The 17,427-nt window shown below is 35.1% G+C and carries 17 protein-coding genes; 16 read left to right on the top strand and 1 reads right to left on the bottom strand.

Annotation, left to right across the window (positions count from 1 at the left end; all coding sequences use genetic code 11):
• Positions 1 to 133 precede the first annotated feature (133 nt).
• The 16 genes from ATG70_RS16040 to ATG70_RS15965 all read left to right on the top strand — a co-directional run bounded on the left by ATG70_RS16040 (position 134) and on the right by ATG70_RS15965 (position 15,625).
• Positions 134 to 1,510, top strand: a complete 1,377-nt coding sequence (locus ATG70_RS16040) for a sugar phosphate nucleotidyltransferase (RefSeq protein WP_098445262.1) — start codon at positions 134 to 136, stop codon at positions 1,508 to 1,510.
• A 143-nt stretch (positions 1,511 to 1,653) separates the two neighbouring features.
• Positions 1,654 to 3,126, top strand: coding sequence for an oligosaccharide flippase family protein (locus ATG70_RS16035; RefSeq protein WP_098445261.1), 1,473 nt, complete (start codon positions 1,654 to 1,656; stop codon positions 3,124 to 3,126).
• 44 nt (positions 3,127 to 3,170) lie between these two features.
• Positions 3,171 to 3,923, top strand: a complete 753-nt coding sequence (locus ATG70_RS16030) for a sugar phosphate nucleotidyltransferase (RefSeq protein ID WP_098445260.1) — start codon at positions 3,171 to 3,173, stop codon at positions 3,921 to 3,923.
• A gap of 19 nt (positions 3,924 to 3,942) precedes the next feature.
• On the top strand, positions 3,943 to 4,500 hold the full coding sequence (gene rfbC, locus ATG70_RS16025; protein ID WP_098445259.1) for a dTDP-4-dehydrorhamnose 3,5-epimerase: 558 nt from the start codon (positions 3,943 to 3,945) through the stop codon (positions 4,498 to 4,500).
• 54 nt (positions 4,501 to 4,554) lie between these two features.
• Positions 4,555 to 5,469: a glycosyltransferase family 2 protein gene (locus ATG70_RS16020; RefSeq protein WP_098445258.1), complete on the top strand. Its 915-nt coding sequence runs from the start codon at positions 4,555 to 4,557 to the stop codon at positions 5,467 to 5,469.
• 120 nt (positions 5,470 to 5,589) lie between these two features.
• Positions 5,590 to 6,063 carry a PssD/Cps14F family polysaccharide biosynthesis glycosyltransferase gene (gene pssD, locus ATG70_RS16015; RefSeq protein ID WP_098445257.1) on the top strand — a complete coding sequence of 158 codons (474 nt, stop codon included), beginning with the start codon at positions 5,590 to 5,592 and terminating at the stop codon, positions 6,061 to 6,063.
• Complete coding sequence (gene pssE / locus ATG70_RS16010) at positions 6,060 to 6,578, top strand: PssE/Cps14G family polysaccharide biosynthesis glycosyltransferase (RefSeq protein WP_098445256.1); 519 nt, start codon at positions 6,060 to 6,062, stop codon at positions 6,576 to 6,578. The genes pssD and pssE overlap by 4 nt, the downstream gene beginning before the upstream one ends.
• Before the next feature lie 200 nt (positions 6,579 to 6,778).
• Positions 6,779 to 7,546, top strand: a complete 768-nt coding sequence (locus tag ATG70_RS16005; RefSeq protein WP_098445255.1) for a YveK family protein — start codon at positions 6,779 to 6,781, stop codon at positions 7,544 to 7,546.
• Entirely contained in the window at positions 7,536 to 8,225 is a 690-nt protein-coding gene (locus ATG70_RS16000; protein ID WP_098445254.1) for a CpsD/CapB family tyrosine-protein kinase, read from the top strand. Before ATG70_RS16005 ends, ATG70_RS16000 begins: the two co-directional genes overlap by 11 nt.
• A gap of 117 nt (positions 8,226 to 8,342) precedes the next feature.
• A complete protein-coding gene (locus tag ATG70_RS15995; RefSeq protein ID WP_098445253.1) occupies positions 8,343 to 9,014 on the top strand; it encodes a sugar transferase in 672 nt (223 codons plus the stop codon).
• An 82-nt stretch (positions 9,015 to 9,096) separates the two neighbouring features.
• Positions 9,097 to 10,203: a glycosyltransferase family 4 protein gene (locus ATG70_RS15990; protein ID WP_179886303.1), complete on the top strand. Its 1,107-nt coding sequence runs from the start codon at positions 9,097 to 9,099 to the stop codon at positions 10,201 to 10,203.
• Between the two features lie 57 nt (positions 10,204 to 10,260).
• The gene (locus ATG70_RS15985) at positions 10,261 to 11,670 is read left to right on the top strand and encodes an O-antigen ligase family protein (protein ID WP_098445251.1); all 1,410 of its coding nucleotides are present in this window, start codon (positions 10,261 to 10,263) and stop codon (positions 11,668 to 11,670) included.
• Positions 11,671 to 11,754: 84 nt separating this feature from the next.
• Entirely contained in the window at positions 11,755 to 12,459 is a 705-nt protein-coding gene (locus ATG70_RS15980; protein ID WP_098445250.1) for a CatB-related O-acetyltransferase, read from the top strand.
• Positions 12,456 to 13,598 (top strand): NAD(P)-dependent oxidoreductase, encoded by a 1,143-nt coding sequence (locus tag ATG70_RS15975; protein ID WP_098445249.1) that lies wholly within the window; start codon positions 12,456 to 12,458, stop codon positions 13,596 to 13,598. The genes ATG70_RS15980 and ATG70_RS15975 overlap by 4 nt, the downstream gene beginning before the upstream one ends.
• A 60-nt stretch (positions 13,599 to 13,658) precedes the next feature.
• Positions 13,659 to 13,997, top strand: coding sequence for a helix-turn-helix domain-containing protein (locus ATG70_RS15970; RefSeq protein ID WP_098445248.1), 339 nt, complete (start codon positions 13,659 to 13,661; stop codon positions 13,995 to 13,997).
• A gap of 62 nt (positions 13,998 to 14,059) precedes the next feature.
• A complete protein-coding gene (locus ATG70_RS15965) occupies positions 14,060 to 15,625 on the top strand; it encodes a right-handed parallel beta-helix repeat-containing protein (protein ID WP_098445247.1) in 1,566 nt (521 codons plus the stop codon).
• A gap of 39 nt (positions 15,626 to 15,664) precedes the next feature.
• Here ATG70_RS15965 and ATG70_RS15960 read toward each other — a convergent pair whose 3' ends face one another.
• The gene (locus ATG70_RS15960) at positions 15,665 to 17,353 is read right to left on the bottom strand and encodes a right-handed parallel beta-helix repeat-containing protein (protein ID WP_098445246.1); all 1,689 of its coding nucleotides are present in this window, start codon (positions 17,351 to 17,353) and stop codon (positions 15,665 to 15,667) included.
• Positions 17,354 to 17,427 lie beyond the last annotated feature (74 nt).

Raw genomic sequence — 17,427 nt, 5'->3', positions numbered from 1 at the left:
GATATCAAAGTTCTAATTAATAACATTTTTTTACAAATATATAACTTGATTTAAGCAATGCTTTTATAAAAAATAGTAAAGCAAAGAGTGATGTTCTTTAAAAGGAACGAGTCAGGAAATGGAGGAATGTACTTTGAAGATTGTACTGCTTTCTGGTGGGTCTGGTAAAAGACTTTGGCCACTTTCAAATGATTCGCGATCAAAACAATTTTTGAAAATTTTATCAGACGAATTTGGAGAAAAGCAATCAATGTCAGAGAGAGTGTGGTCGCAGCTAGAGAAAGCAAATCTATCATCTTCCACTACGATCGCGACAAGTCATTTACAAGTCGAGATGATTCAAAAACAACTTGGAGGAGACATTCCACTAGTTATTGAACCTGAACGTCGTGATACTTTTCCTGCAATCGCCCTAACTGCAGCATATCTCTACTCAGTAGAAGGGGTCGGGCTTGATGAAGTAGTTACTGTTTTACCAGTAGATCCTTACGTAGAAGATAAATTTTTTGAGACGATTAAGCAGTTGGAACCTATCATAACAAGCACCCAAGCGGAACTTGCACTGATTGGGGCTATCCCAACACATCCTTCTGAGAAATATGGTTATATCATTCCCCGTGGAGGTTCTCACACTTCTTATTTGAATGTTGAAACATTCATTGAGAAGCCTTCGGAACCGATTGCTGAAAAAATAATTGATCGCAATGGATTATGGAATTGCGGTGTTTTTGCTTTTAAATTAGATTTCATTATTTCTTATTTACAAAAATCAGGCTTTCCTATTCAATATGAAGAACTATTAGCACAATATCATTTTTTACCGAAAACAAGCTTTGATTACGAAGTTGTTGAGAAAACGAAGCATATTGTCGCTCTACCTTATAAAGGTTTTTGGAAGGATCTTGGAACCTGGAATACCCTAACGGAGGAGATGAGAACAAAACAAATTGGTTCAGGAAAAGTTTGCAGTCGTTCTGTAAACACTCATATTATTAATGAGTTGGACATTCCGATAACTGTACTCGGTATTTCTGATGCCGTTATTGCGGCAAGTCCTGATGGAATTCTTGTAACTGATAAAAAGTCTAGTCCAGGAATAAAAAGTTTGTTGAATGATGTAATGGAGAAGCCAAGATATGAAGAGCGTCTATGGGGGTGGTGGAAAGAGTTAGATCGTTCATACGCTGACAAGGAGGAAGAAGTATTAACTAGAAAGGTATTTTTGAAAGCGGGGAAGCACCTTAGTTATCACATGCATCCGAGAAGAAGTGATGTTTGGACAGTTCTAAAGGGGCATGGGTGTTTAATTATGGGAGGTAAAGTTCAGTTTGTCCGTTCTGGCGATGTTGTGCAAATCTCTGCTGAAATGCCACATGCCCTTAAAGCCTATACAGATATAGAAATGATTGAAGTTCAAAAAGGTGTTCATCTAAATATGAATGAGTCTATTAGTATACTTGAAGAATGGGGAGACATTGAATCTCTGGATTCATCCTTAAATCAAGTATAGATGCAACGATTTTAGTTAGTTCAATAAACACCCCTCCTTGTTCTTTATTAAGATCGATTAAACAGGTGAGGTTGATCAACTTTCGAATTCAAAGATTTCATGAATTTCTTTCAGTCTAATTAGACTGATTAGGGAGTGCGAGAATGCTCAAAGATTCAATACTTCTATCTGGATATCGAATGGCTAAATCATTAGTAGCACTATTTATTATGATGATCTTAGCAAGAATACTATCTGTTAATGAGATGGGGATTTATCAGCAGATTTTACTTATATCCATTATGGTAGGTTCGTTAGTCCCCTTCGAAATGCAAACGACGTTTACTTATTTTTATAACAAAACAAGCGATTCGTTAGAAAAATCACGTGTACTTTCTAATACTTTTATTACGTTATTAGGTCTTGGTTTACTTGCTTTCCTTGCATTAATCCTGATTTTTCATAACGGCTTTTTTTTCAACGACAGCTATCTTAAAAAATACTCTATATGGCTTGGGTTATGGTGTTTTGCAACAATTTTAGGAAGTTACCTTGAGAACCTTTATGTTTCTAGTAATAGAGTGAAAGTCTTTAGTATTTTCACGTTAACATATTATCTTTTTTATCTTATAACCGTTGTACTTGTCGCATATCTGAGTCACAACCTCTACTGGATCGTCATTACGATTGGTATCATGGAATTTTTACGGGTTATCCTACTTCATCTCATGTACTTATTTTTGGAAAATGTTATTTTCTCAATCAATCTTGGGATGATTAAACAGCAATTTAAATACACACTTTCCGTAGGTTCTGTTACTGCATTAGACGTCATTATGCAATCAACAGACAAAGTGATTATCAGCTTATTCTTTGCAGTTGAAACGTTTGCTGTTTTTTCGATTGCTGCAAAAGAAGTACCATTTATGGCTATTATTACTGTTTCAGTCATAACAGCTATGCTTCCAAAATTAGGAGGACTCTATAATATTGAACGGGACCGTGAAGGGGCATTAAGACTTTGGTCAACTACAAGTCGTGCTCTTGCCGTTATCATCTTCCCGCTTTTCTGGATTTTGCTATTTTACAACAAACAATTTATTGAATTGATTTATTCAGATGTATACGTTGGCGCCTCAATTATATTCGTTGTATACCTTCTCAAATTTCCATTACGTTTTACGGTTTTTTATACGTTGCTACAGATCTCCGGAAATCAGAAACTTTTACTACAAAATACAGTCATCACAGTCATTCTTAACGTTGCATTAAGCTTTTTATTTCTTTATCTCTTTGGCTATTTGGGAGTTGCGGTTGCAACTGTTGTAGCAGCATATATCGGTGTCTTCCTTCAACAACGAGATGTATCAAGAATTTTTGCTATTAAGCAACGAGACCTCCTTCCATATGCACAAATTGTCATTACTTTTATTAACTCGGGAGCAATAGCTCTTGGAGTCTATTTATTATCGATGGCAGTTCCTTTAAACCAGTTTGTAGCATTCGTTTTAGGCGGTATATTAATCATGTTTCTTTCGTTGGTTCTTTCCGCCATTAGAAAAGAAATTGATTTATCCCAATTTCAATCGAAACTTAATAGGTTTAACTTAAACTTTCGCAAAGGTGAAAAGGTTTAAAAATGTAATTGAAAAGTATCACAAATCATTAATGAGGTGATGTCATGAAAGGGATTATTCTTGCCGGAGGAACTGGTTCTAGACTTTATCCGTTAACAAAAGTTACAAATAAACATTTATTGCCTGTAGGAAAGTATCCAATGATTTATCATTCTATCTACAAACTAAAAGAAGCAGATATTGATGATATTTTAATTGTAACTGGACGAGACCATATGGGAGATGTTGTGAATCTGCTCGGAAGTGGCCATGAGTTTGATGTGAACTTTACTTATAAGGTTCAAGATAATGCAGGTGGCATTGCTGAAGCCCTTGGTTTGGCGAGAGCATTTGCCGCTAATGAAAAAATGGTCGTTATTTTAGGCGATAATATTTTCTCAGAAGATATCTCAGGGTTTATTAAGAATTATGATGATCAGAGTAAAGGTGCAAAAATCCTAATCAAAGAAGTGCCTGATCCAGAGAGATTTGGTGTACCGGAACTCCTGAATAATCATATTCTTTCTATTGAAGAAAAACCGTCAGCACCAAAGTCTCAGTTTGCTGTAACGGGTATTTATATGTATGACTCTTATGTATTCGATATCATTGACGGACTTACGCCTTCAGAAAGAGGTGAGCTAGAAATTACGGATGTTAACAATGCCTATATAAGAAAAGGAACGTTAACGTTTGATATTCTTTCAGGTGCATGGACCGATGCTGGAACTCATACATCTTATGCCCTTGCAAATAACTTAACAGCACAAGTAGATTTTAGTCGACTATTTGAAAAAGAAGCCATTCTAATGAAGTAACGAAAGGGTGCATAAGGTTATGAAAGTGATTGATACAAAGCTCGATGGTGTTAAAATTATTGAACCAAAGATTTTCGGAGATAACAGAGGTTATTTCATGGAGAGCTATAATAAAGAACGATTTACTGAGTTTGGTCTTGACTATACATTTATTCAGGATAATCATTCATTGTCAAAAGAAATAGGAGTTTTAAGAGGATTGCACTATCAGGATTCGCCGTATGCTCAAACAAAGTTAGTCAGAGTTATATCTGGAGCAATCGTTGATGTGGCAGTAGATTTACGCATTGAATCAAGTACTTTTGGTGAGTGGTTCTCTATCGTACTTACTGAAGAGAATCATCGACAGCTTCTCATTCCTAAAGGATTTGCGCATGGATTCTGTACTTTAGTAGCCAACACTCAGGTGACTTACAAAGTAGATGAAATTTATTCGCCTGAGCATGATAAAGGTGTGAAGTGGAATGATCCTGATTTATCGATTCAATGGCCAACTGTAACGCCCATTTTATCCACCAAAGATATGAAGTTACCTGAATTAAAGGATATTAAAATTCCGGTTCCTAAAGGCATCTAAGTATTTTAGGCATAGGGTACTAGTGATCCATTTGATGAATAGTGAGGGGATTTTATGAAGGTTACTCCAAAAGTATGCATTATTATAGTCAACTATAATAATGCGAAGGATACAGTTGAGTGTCTTGAATCATTGAAGCGAATTAACTATACCAGTTTCGAAGTTGTAGTTGTTGATAATTGTTCCACTGAATTAGATAACCTCAATGAATATATGGTTCAAGAAAGATTTAAGTTACTTCAACTTGAAGAGAACGTCGGCTTTGCTGGGGGAAATAATGAAGGAATTAAATTTGCATTAAAAGAATTTAATAACATGGATTACTTTTTATTACTTAATAACGATACAACGGTGGAATCGGAATTCTTAAGCTATCTTGTAGAGGAATGCGAGTCTGATCATACAATTGGTGCCTGTTGTTCACATATCAATTATTACGATCGCCCATTAGAAACTTGGTATAGCGGTGGTGGTATTAAATGGTTAATCGGAACACCATTTCATAGGACGCAAAATAGGAAAAGTTTAAAAGCGACTAATGAAAATTTCCTTACGGGATGCGTTTTTCTATTCCCCAAACGAATAATTGATGAGGTTGGATACTTAGCGGAAGATTACTTCTTATACTTTGAAGATGTAGCTTATAGCCTCGAAATCAAAAAAGCTGGTTACAAACTCCGATATGTACCAAAATCACTAGTCTATCACAAAGTTCAGGCTACTACTGGTTATCGCTCTCCCCTATCAAACTATTATGGGACAAGAAACAATTTATTATTTATGTCTAGATATGCAAAGAAGCATATATATGTATTCTTCTTGATTTACTTTTTTGTCAAAAACATAATAAAATATGCTTTATATCTCACAAAAGGTAAAGAGTTTAAGGGGATTAGAATAGCTATTATCGCTGCCTTTAATGATTTTTATAAGAAAGATATCGGCAAAAGAATTGAACGAGTAAGGTAATCGGTTCATTTATAAAAGCATTACCTGAATCAATATAGCAATCGTTCTTTTAAATATGTGATGTACTTTCTATCGTTCATTATTTAAGAATGATAAAAGGATTAGAAAGAGGGTGGGAATATGGAGAAAGAAAAGTTGAAGATTGGGCTTGTAAGTTCTACTGGAGGACACTTTTCTGAATTATTACAACTAGTACCAGGAATTGATGGCTTTGAGTATTTCATCGTGACAGAGGAAAACTCTACATCCAGTTCAATTTGTGAAGATCATCCGGTCCATTTTCTAAGGCAACAAGAAAGAAAAGACATCTTTTTCTTCAATGTATTTTTAAGCAATATTTATCGATCATTCAAAATTTTATTGAAAGAAAAGCCTGATGTCATAATTTCAACTGGTGCAGGAGCAACAGTACCGATCTGCTTGTTAGGGAAACTTCTAAGAAAAAGACTTATATTTATTGAAAGTTTTGCAAAGGTTAATTCACCGACATTGACAGGCCGAATAGTATATCGATTTTCAGATAAGTTTTATATTCAATGGCAAGAGCTTGAAAGGTTCTATCCTAAAGCTGAATATAGGGGGAAAATCTATTGATCTTCGTTACAGTAGGTACACAGAAGTTTCCTTTTGATAGACTTCTTATTGAGTTGGATCGATTAGTTCATAATCAATCTATTACTGATACTGTGGTAGCACAGAGAGGTTATTCAACCTATATACCAAAGAATTATCACTCATTTGATTTTTTACCAGCCAAGGAATTCGCAGAGTATTATGATCGTTCAAATATATTAATTACTCACTCTGGCACAAGTTCTATAATTGAAGGCTTGAAGCGATTAAAAAAGGTAATCGTTGTCCCGAGACAGAAGAAATATGGTGAGCATGTTGATAATCATCAGTTAGAAATAACGAATACATTTATTGAGCAAAATCTAGTAGCTGCTGTAATCGAGATTAATCATCTTGGAAATACGATACGATCGATTGAAAATTACTCATTCGTGCCCTATTCTTTTGGTTCAGAAACGCTAGTTAAATCTGTCGCTAATTATTTATCAGAAATTGCTATGAATAATAAAGGTGAACTTAAAAGAGTACAAAGATAAAAATTCCAATTTATTATCGATCCATAAATATACAAGGTAATTCTCTAGTTAAGTGTAACGTTCCTTGCTTGTTCTTAATAACGAAAATAGTTGGTTTTTACCTTTACTTTTGTTCGTTATATATTATAATTAACACATAAGTTCTCTAAAAAGAACGAAAATTATTTGTTCAAAAGCCAACTGGATAATAGGAGGGAACAATGGGAGACACAATTGATTTCAAGGAAGTTTTATTGCTTCTCAAGCGCCGTATGATGCTAATTCTTATCATTGCATTTGCAGCTTCATTGGTAAGTGGTGCAGTTTCGTATTATTTTATTAAACCAACCTACCAATCTTCAACTCAATTACTGATTAATCGTTCACCTGCTCCTGAACAGACACTAGATATGGATCAATTACAGACAGATTTAAAGCTCGTGAAGTCTTACCATATTATGATCTCAAGCCCTATCATATTGGATAAAGTAATCGCCGAATTAAATCTTCCATTAAGTTATGAAGAGTTTAAACAGCAAGTTTCTGTAAGTAGTGAACAGGATTCACAGATCATTGAAGTAATGGTGGAAGATGAAAATGTTAGTGATGCAACACTTAAAGCAAACACTATTGCGAAAGTCTTCCAGAAAGAAGTAGTTGGCATTATGAATGTAGACAACGTGAGCGTTCTAACAAAAGCAACTGAATCTGGAAGTAATTCAGTTGAGGCGGATCCTTTCTTTAATATCATCATTGCATTTGTTGCAGGGCTTATGGGAGGAATAGGACTGGTTTTCCTTTTAGAATATCTTGATCGCTCGATTAAAAATGAAAAAGAAATTGAAAAACTACTTAGTTTACCTGTTTTAGCTAGCATTTCGGTCATAGATGCAGATAAGCAAATCTATCGAGATTTATCTAAAAAACAGACACAAGTTGGCAAAGAAGAAGCGATTAAAGTGAGGAGGGAGAAAACTTTTGAATCCTAATCATAGTAAACTCAATTTAAGTAAACGTGCAAGAGGAATGGCTGCTTACTTTAATCCAAAATCAGAAAGTGCGGAACAATTTCATATGCTTCATGAGGCAATAGAATTGATCGATAATAAGAACGAATTTTCTTCTCTATTAATTACTTCTGCCACCAAAGGTGAAGGTGTCTCGACTACTTCAGCCAATTTTGCAATTGTATCGGCTCAAACTGGTAAGAAAGTTCTCCTGGTCGATGCTGACTTTCGCATGCCAGGTGTACATGATATTTTTAACATTGAATTGAGAAATGGATTTAGCGATTTCTTAAATAATCGTTGCTCACTTAAACAGGCTACGATTTTTAGCGGTATTACGAATTTAGATCTTGTTATTAGTGGCCACGAACTAGTCGATCATCCCTCACAACTTCTGCATTCTTCCAGAATGGAACAATTTTTGGAAGAAATGAAGAAGGCGTATGATTTAATCATCTTTGATACCCCTTCTCTCCTACCCTATTCAGACGGCCAAATAATTGCACAGCATGTAGATGGAGCTGTTCTTGTAGTACGAAATAGAAAAACCGCAAGACAAGAAGCGTTAAAAGCAAGGGAACGCTTGTTGGCTACTAATGCGAAAGTATTGGGTGTGGTTTATAATTACCAAATGAGAAATATGAAAAAGTTGTACAAGTAGTATAAGCCATTCAAAGTGAATATTTACTAAATTAACTTGTAAAACCCGTTTTTCTTAAATTTTTCAATAAAGGTCACAGTGGGTAAAGAAAAAAAATTTACGTAAGGAGAGCGAAGAATGGGCCTTTCTAAATTAAGAGAAGAGCGTTTCAGTATTCCGAAACAATGGAGACCTGATACCTCCAAATTCTATCATCCATTAAAAAGGTGTTTAGATGTAATGGTAGCATTACTTGCACTAATCATCTTTGCGCCTTTGTTTCTCCTAGTAGCGGTTTGTATTAAGTTAGAAGACCCTGCAGGGCCAATTTTATTTAAGCAGCTTAGGGTTGGAGAAAATGGCAGAACCTTTTCGATGTATAAATTTAGATCCATGGTTCATAATGCTGAATCTCTTCTGGATACGCTCATTAGCTTTAATGAGGTTTCTGGCGCTATGTTTAAAATGAAAGAGGACCCGAGAATAACAAAGGTAGGCTACTGGATAAGAAAAACGAGTTTAGATGAGTTTCCACAGCTTATTAATGTTCTCAAGGGTGAAATGAGTTTAGTCGGTCCGAGGCCCCCTCTTCCAAGAGAAGTGATAATTTATACAGATCATGATATCCAGAGACTCTTGGTAAGACCAGGATGTACCGGAATTTGGCAGGTTAGTGGTAGAAGCAATTTAAGTTTTGAAGAGATGGTAAAACTTGATCTTCATTACATTGAAAATCGCTCTATTTTACTTGATTTCAAATTAATTATGAAAACCTTTTTTGTATTGTTTGGCTCTAGAGATGCATTTTGAGTAACACCAATAGTGAATGAGAAGTTTTCAAAATAAGGTTATTAATGTCTTCTGTATTTAAATGGTGAAAAGGATGGTTGTCATGAAAGTATTACAAGTTGTCAGACAATATAAACCAGCTGTAGGGGGACTAGAAACATTTGTGAGTGAGTTAGCAACTCATTTGCAGGAAAGGGGAATTGAGACAGAGGTTTTAACACTGAATCGGGATTTTGCAGATGGAACAACACTTGCTTCTCAATCAATTGAGGATGGAGTTAAAGTGAGACGGATTTCTTATTTTGGATCAAAGCGTTATCCCATTGCATTATCAACTATTCAGTATTTAAAAGAATTCGATCTTATTCATGTCCATGCTGTAGATTCTTTTGTGGATTACCTCTCCATTTTAAAACCCTTTCACCGAAAGCCTATCATTCTTTCAACCCATGGTGGTTTTTTTCATACTAAAAATCAAGAAAAATTGAAGAAATATTACTTTAAGACAGTTACTAAAATGGTTTTAAAAAATGTAAATAAAGTTATTGCTTGTAGCAATAATGATGCAAGTATCTTCGAGGATATTACTAAAACTAATTTGAAGATGATTGAAAATGGTATTAACATAGAAAAGTATCAGCAAATTAAGCATATAAGATGCACCAAAAACCATTTTATTACAGTAGGTAGGTTTTCACAGAATAAACGAATCGATTTGTTACTTGAATTAATTTCAAACTTAAGTGATGTATTTCCAGATATTAAACTTAGAATTGTTGGCAGAGACTACGATAACTTAAAGGTTCATTATAATAAGTTGATTCATAAATTTGGAATATCAGATCACGTTGAAATAATAGAAGGAGCGTCAGACGACGAGCTACTTGAATTGATGGCAGACTCACAGTATTTTGTTTCAGCATCCGAATATGAAGGGTTTGGCTTATCAGCATTAGAAGCGATGGCAGCTGGTAGAATTCCCGTTCTTAGTTATATACCATCATTTGTAAAAATGATCAATGATGACAAAAATGGGTATATTCTTGACTTTCAATGTATGGAGCAGGCAGTTAAGAAAGCAAAGACTATTTTAGAAAATCAAAATAATGATGTTTTAATTGATCAAGCTATTGCGTACTCTGAGAGCTATTCATGGAAAACGGTTGTAAAAGACTTTCAGGAGGTATATAAAGGGGTACATCTTGGGTAGTTGTTCTTTATTAAGAATGATCCCCAGGGTTTACATCTATGTGGTAGGAGGTTTGAAATGATTACTAGGGAATGGATATCTCGTGAAATATGGCTCATTGCTTTATCGGGCCTAGCCATTGCAATTGTGATAGGAGCTTCTACAGCAATGGCACCACTTATGATGCCAATAGTACTTTGTGTTATCTTTTTCCCACTACTTTTTATGCTACCAGTTGAAAAGTTTCTTATACTCGTAGCTTTATTTATTTTTATTGACCGTTCTTTTTTGTCGGTAGGTGGTTCCTATATTCGTATTTATCAAGTGTTATTTCTTGTAATGAGTTTGAAATTTGTACTGGAAATGGTTTTCCTACAAAGAAAAATATACAAAACTCCATTATTTCTAATAATGAATCTATGGGTAGTTAGTTTTTTCTTAAGCTATTCTTATGTCATAAATTATGTTGATTTTTGGACAGTAGTTATTGGTCAGCTCTTTTTAAATATGCTCTTTTTCTTGGTCGTACAAATAACGTTTGATAAAGGCGAGAATTTCTTCCACCAGGTATTAAAATTTTCTATCCTCTCAGGAGCAATTGTGGCATTTGTTGGATTACTTCAGTGGATAGGCTTTTTCTTAGGAATAGAAATCGGAGTTAGTCATTATGAAGAGATCGGAATACCGAGGCCAGCATCGTTTGCTCATGAACCAGATTGGTATGGATTATTCTCTGCTTATTCTGCTCTCTGGTTTCTCGTTATGTATCTTCTGAAAGATACTTCTCTTTTTTCAATGAAGTTCATTCGTTTAGCTATGGCTATTTGTTTTCTAGGTGTCATTCTAAGTATGGCTCGAGCGAGTATCTTGTCTTTGGCCCTTGCAGGTATTTTTCTTTTTTCTATAACGAAAAGTTTAAAGTTATTAAAAATGACAATAGTGGCCTTCATCATATTTTTAGTAATGCTATGTGGTCTATTTATTGTTGATAGTGAAATTGGTATGAGTATCTATGAGAGATTAAATCCAGCAACTTCAATTGAAACAGATAGTGGTGCAGCGGATAGTCGGGTAGCTGCAATTCAAATGATGCTTGATCACATTCCCCTTCATCCAATTGTTGGGAATGGTAGCGGTGGCATGGCTACGTTATCTCAAATGCAAGAAATGCGAGATAAATATATTTATGGTGGAGAGTTAAACGCAGGTAAAGGAAACGCAAATATCTTTTTAACGCTTATGTTTGATACTGGAATTATTGGAACGACATTATTCCTTCTCCTTATATTTCAAATCGTATTTATGATTAAAAAAACTTTCTCTAGATTGAGTTATGTTTCACTTGGGTTTGCATCAACCAGTTTACTATTAATTATTGATTTTAATTTCAATAATGGATTTAGAATGGGGTTTGTATGGGTTCACCTTGCATTAATTGTAGCTTATTACATGATACGTAAATCTAAACTAGAATTTGATGAAGCTTAAGCTTAACTATTTCAAGTTGCAAAGAATAGCCCATCATGAATTTATGTTAGTTGTACTTCCATTAATTTGATAGGGGTGAGAGGAATGGGAATTAAAATTGGAAGGTTGATACCCTTTTTTATTAAAAATTATATTCGTCTTGCTCATTTAAAAATCAATAATCCCACGGTTTTTATTGGGCACGGAGTAGAAATAGATCCTTCGACAACAATTGTCGGAAAAGGATGCGCGATTAATGCATACAATCGAATTTCACATTCTCAAATTGATCGATATACGTATACTGCGCGAAATTGCAATGTGATGAATGCTAGAATTGGTTCTTTTTGTTCAATAGGCCCAGGATGCCAGATTGGGTTAGGGAGTCACCCCAGTCATTTTGTGACAACTTCACCAATTTTCTATTCCACTGCAGGGCAGTTGAATGGTAAACGGTGGGTTGAACGTGACTATTATGAAGAATTTTCTCCTGTACAAATAGGTAATAATGTCTGGCTTGGAGCTAATGTAATTGTCATGGATGGAATAACAATTGGTGAGGGAGCAATATGTGCAGCTGGCGCAGTTATTACGAAGGATGTACCTCCATATTCTTTGGTGGCCGGGATACCTGCAAAAGTCATAAAATATCGCTTTGATACTGGGACAATTAATCGCTTGTTAGAAATGAAGCTTTTTACGAGGGAAGAAAAGTGGTTAAAAAACTATTTAACTGGAGCAGTAACTCCAACAGAATTATTAGGTGAGGATAAATCTCATCGTGAAGATTGCGAGGGGTATACAGGGTGAAAAAGAGAATAGGAATTATTGGTACCGGACTAATTGGAGCGGGTCTTACTAGATTGGTACGTCTTCAAAGTGACGTATGTGTCTCACGAGTTTTGACAAGAAGAAAGATATCCGACATGCAAAGCTTTATTTTAAATGAAAAGTTAACTAATTCAGTGGAAGACCTTATTGCTCATTCTGATTTAATTGTAGAGTGTAGTGGAGATGTCATATATGGGGGTGAGATGATTTCTAAAGCATTAGAAGCTCGTCTTCCAGTCGTTACAATGAATGCAGAATTACAGGTGACAATTGGTTCTTATTTAGCAGAACGAGGATATATAACTGAAGCAGAAGGAGATCAACCAGGCTGTTTAGCTGCGCTTAATGAGAATATTAGGCAGATGGGTTTTCACCCAGTTGTTTATGGAAATATAAAGGGATTCTTAAATAAGAATCCGAAAAAGGAAGATATGGAGTATTGGTCCAAACGAAATGGGATCAGCCTTAGTATGACCACTTCCTTTACAGATGGAACCAAGGTACATATTGAGCAAGCATTAGTTGCTAATGGACTGGGTGCAGATATTTTAGACAGTGGACTTGCTGGCGTTGAGGTTGATGATAGTAAGATAGGAGGACAAATACTTGCTGAATTGTCTAGTGAGGGTACAGTTATCAGTGACTATATTCTTTCCCCAAAATCTCCCCCAGGTGTATTTATTACTGCAACACATAACGAAGATCAGCAAGAGGCTCTTCGTTATTACAAATTAGGAGAAGGGCCATATTATACACTGCAATCAAACTTTCATTTATGTCATTTAGAAATACTAAAAACAATAAGAAGAGTATTGAATGGGGGAAGTGTTCTTTTAAATAACGGGACTAATCCTAGAATTAGTGTTGCAGCTATTGCTAAGCGAAAACTGATACCGGGGGATCAGATTAGCCACGGTATAGGGGGGATTGAGGTTAGAGGTGAAGCAGTTCGGATTGCTGACGCTGAGAATCATATTCCTATTGGTTTATTAAGAAATGCTGTTATTAAAAGACCAATAGAAGAGGGAGAGATGTTACTGTTCTCGGACTTGGATATACCAGATACGTATGCTTCGAAAGCATGGAATAGTATTTTGAAAAGTTGTTTGACAGTATAATAGCTACCTGAGGTAATTAAGGGAGTAATATATTAAGGAGCTGGAAGGTGTTGGTTCCATATGATTGGAGAAAACATAAAGAAGTTAAGAAAAGCAAAAGGGATAACGCTTTCAAAATTAGCCATGCAATCAGGGGTATCAAAGTCCTATCTCAGCAGTCTCGAGAGAGGTTTAAAAACAAATCCCTCAATTCAAATCATTGAAAGCGTAGCAGGTGTTCTACGAATTGATATTCATGAATTGTTAGATGGTGATATAACTCCTTTAAAAATAAATAAGGAATGGATTGAATTTGTCGAAGAGGCTATCAAAGTAGGTATTGAAAAAGAAATGTTAGAAAATTACCGAGAGTTGATTGCTTTTATCAAGTGGAGAAATCTGAAAGATGCTCAAAGGTAATTGTGACGCGACGGAGATAGAATAAAAGATACATTATTAAAAATGGATGGGGAGTAGCCAACATGCTTCTGAAAAAAAATTCAGTATTATGGCTTGTTGTCTTAGTAATTGGAACACTAATTTTAATATGGTCAATAAATCGTTCTAATCCCACACAGCAGTCAGTGGCCACTAGTTCTAGATCTTGTCAGGCGAGTCAAAACGATATCGTTATGCTTCAGAGAGAGATTGATAATATGAGTGCAAGCGGCGGTGGGATCGTGGAGATGAAGGCATGCCAATATGTTATCACAAAACCCTTCGTCCTTAAATCGAATGTTCATCTAAAAGGTGCTGGCTTAGACAAAACTACGATAATGATTGAATCAGAATTTGACGATGGCACTGTTAATAATAACAAGGTGATAGTAACAGAGCAGGATAGTCATAATATTAGTATTACCGATCTTACAGTAGACGGGAATAAACAAGAACGTAAAAGCTTAATTAATGATCCTTATGCTCACACCATAGACGTTGCATTTGTAGATAATTTTGAGATTAATAATATCAAAGTTATAAATGCTCCATCAGCTTCAATTATGCTTTATAACAGTCAGAATGGAACTGTAGAAAACAGTACTATTCTAGATAGTGGATCAAATGGTATTCTAGCGTTAAAAGATATCGATAACATAACTATTGCAAATAATATGATTGATCAAACAGATCACCAAAATGGTATTTTTATTTCATACCAGGATGGTCACTCATCTTCTAACATTAGAATTGAAAATAATATTGTGAAATATGCTGGTGACTTTGGTATTGAAGTAGGACACATCGTACCAGAGGGGGATGAACAACACCAGAATATCATAGTTAGGAATAATGAAATTATTAGTGCAACTAATGCTGGAATTGCATTTCGAAGTGTAAGTGAAGGTATGATAGAAGACAATACGATTAGCGGATATGGGAAAAATGGGGGCTATGGTGCTGACGGAATTTTCGTTGAAGGTGGTTTTAATACTTCAAGGAATATAAATGTAGAAAATAATGAAGTTAACCAAACCTTTCAATCTGGAGATGCGAACGCTATCTATGTAACAGGAATTGATGGTGCAGAAGTAGTGGGTAATAAAGTTGAAGGTAGTAGAGGGAATGGCATTTTCGTACAAGCTTCCGTTTTGCCGGATGGAAGCATCACTGCTGATTTTAATGAAGGTAAACGCAATTTCAATGAAATACATGTAAGAGGTAATCAATTTTTAAATAACAAAAAAAGCGGCATTCAATTTCAAGGAAATAACGCTTTAGGAAATAGTCTTGAAGGAAATTTAATTAAAGGAAATGGTGAATTTGGTATCCAAATTGCAAATCTTACTTTGGGATCAGGTTTTTTAGTTTCTGAAAATCAAATTTCAAATAATGGAAAGGAAAGTTTAAGCATCTTCAAGCAAAATGAAATTGAAATAGTGAGTAACGATTTTAATTCTTTAGAACGCAATTCTAAATCACTATCATTTGTTAATGTACAAGATGTTGTAGTAAAGAATAATATCTTTCATGAAAAAAGTTGGGAAGAGTTACTTGGTAATAATCCTAGTAATAACATTATCAATCAGAACAATCGCTTTCAAAACTAGCAAAATTAAAAACGCCCAAATTTTTGGGCGTTTTTGTATTTAAAATAAATCAAGTAAATCTGATATCAATGCAACAAGACTTTCTGCTTTCAATGGATTAGTTGAATGAAGATTTGTAAATTTAGTATTTAAGTCCTCGAGGTCCTGTTCGAATTCTGTGTTAGGCTCGTCAGGATTATTTCCACAATCCTCAAGACCCTCGAGCTGATATAGCGTGATATTTGATAAGTTAATTGTTCCTTGAATATTGTGGAAAACTACATCAGCGCCACTATCAAAGAACGTTGCAAAGGTATAGGTGTATGTTGTTTTTTGGATTGGGACATTGATTTCATTATTAAATACTCGCCTGTCGTTTGTGAAAACTTCCATTTTCCCGTTATCTGATGAGATTGCATCAAAGGTTAGTTGATAAATTCCTGGATTCGGAAGCACTTGTAATGGATAACCGTTTAGTGGAGATATATTGGTTGTTACTGTCCACAAATTTTCGGTCGGGTCAGGATTGTTAGGGGAACCTTCTGTAATGTTACCTGAAACCACTACTCGATTTGGATCGCCTTCTACTAGAATAGCAGCTGTACCACTTTCCAAGATTGTATTGTTTTTAATTGAATTCCCATTAGAAGCATAATCATCGAAATGAACACCGTACACTTCACTATTTAAAATTTCGTTATTATCGATGTGAATGTTAGAGTATTTACGTCTACCATCAGGAAAGTCTGGTGTTTCCTCAAATCCAAATGCTGCTAACACATAAATAGCATCATTCCAACTATTTTCTATGGTGTTACCCGTGACCTCCATATTATTCATGCCGGTAATGTAAATGGCTTGTTGGTATGGAAAGGGTTGGTTCGGGACCTTAGAATAAGTTTGTTTGATCGTATTATTATGAATTATGATGTTGTTCTGTAGAGCTCTTCTTCCCTCAACGAAAATACCATTACACCCATAGTCATTTGTTTCTGCATATCCAATAATTTCATTTCCCTCAATTACTCCATCACTTACAGTTCTAAAACCGATACCTGTACAATATGCGTTTTCAATGATATTGTTTTTTACGGTTATATTGCGATGAGGTGGGTCTTCAGCGAGGTGAGTTGTATGACCAACTTCAATCGCATAATCAGCAACGTTTTTTACTGTATTACCGATGATTTCAATATTGCTTGTACTTTTCCCATCCTGATACATAAAAAATATTCCATTTTGATTATCAGTTCCATTAATTGTATTATTTAAGACTTTAACCCCTTTTGTATTTTGCATACCAAGGATAGCATTAGAGCCGCTTGCAGTAATGGTATTATTTTGCACGATTCCATTCTCTGCATTAAACAAGATGATTGAAGCACCAGCGGAATTAAGGATATTAACATTCTCAATTTTAAAATCCATTGTATAAGCTACAGAAATCGTGTGAGCGTACGGATCATTTATTTTATCTGGTCTCCCTTGTTTTTTACCATCAATTGTCATACCACTAATTTCCACATTCGATTTTCTGTCAATTTCTAACAATAAATAGGAATTGGAAGAGCCATTAGAATTCTTTGGAACCATATCCAAAAAGGTCTGATTTATTCCGGCTCCCCTGAGTTGTATATTTGATTTCAGAACAATCGTTTTAGTGACATCGTATCTTCCAGGTGGAATTGTTACAATACCACCACCCTGAGCACTCTTTTGATCAATCCAACCCTGTATCAGGTCGCTCATATTATCGCTCCTTTACTAATGATTTGTGGTGTAAAATTTACTTTGATTAATCTGAGTGAATAGTATCGGTTATG

It is taken from the genome of Bacillus sp. es.036 (genome assembly GCF_002563635.1).
Lineage (GTDB): Bacteria > Bacillota > Bacilli > Bacillales > Guptibacillaceae > Guptibacillus.
The sequence above is the reverse complement of the archived record's forward strand: the minus strand, read 5'-3'. Positions and strand labels throughout refer to the sequence as shown.

Coding starts and splice junctions, on each gene's coding strand:
- ATG70_RS16035 (WP_098445261.1), top strand. CDS start 1,654: ATGCTCAAAGATTCAATACTTCTATCTGGATATCGAATGGCTAAATCA.
- ATG70_RS16030 (WP_098445260.1), top strand. CDS start 3,171: ATGAAAGGGATTATTCTTGCCGGAGGAACTGGTTCTAGACTTTATCCG.
- rfbC (WP_098445259.1), top strand. CDS start 3,943: ATGAAAGTGATTGATACAAAGCTCGATGGTGTTAAAATTATTGAACCA.
- ATG70_RS16020 (WP_098445258.1), top strand. CDS start 4,555: ATGAAGGTTACTCCAAAAGTATGCATTATTATAGTCAACTATAATAAT.
- pssD (WP_098445257.1), top strand. CDS start 5,590: ATGGAGAAAGAAAAGTTGAAGATTGGGCTTGTAAGTTCTACTGGAGGA.
- ATG70_RS16005 (WP_098445255.1), top strand. CDS start 6,779: ATGGGAGACACAATTGATTTCAAGGAAGTTTTATTGCTTCTCAAGCGC.
- ATG70_RS15995 (WP_098445253.1), top strand. CDS start 8,343: ATGGGCCTTTCTAAATTAAGAGAAGAGCGTTTCAGTATTCCGAAACAA.
- ATG70_RS15990 (WP_179886303.1), top strand. CDS start 9,097: ATGAAAGTATTACAAGTTGTCAGACAATATAAACCAGCTGTAGGGGGA.
- ATG70_RS15985 (WP_098445251.1), top strand. CDS start 10,261: ATGATTACTAGGGAATGGATATCTCGTGAAATATGGCTCATTGCTTTA.
- ATG70_RS15980 (WP_098445250.1), top strand. CDS start 11,755: ATGGGAATTAAAATTGGAAGGTTGATACCCTTTTTTATTAAAAATTAT.
- ATG70_RS15970 (WP_098445248.1), top strand. CDS start 13,659: ATGATTGGAGAAAACATAAAGAAGTTAAGAAAAGCAAAAGGGATAACG.
- ATG70_RS15965 (WP_098445247.1), top strand. CDS start 14,060: ATGCTTCTGAAAAAAAATTCAGTATTATGGCTTGTTGTCTTAGTAATT.
- ATG70_RS15960 (WP_098445246.1), bottom strand. CDS start 17,353: ATGAGCGACCTGATACAGGGTTGGATTGATCAAAAGAGTGCTCAGGGT.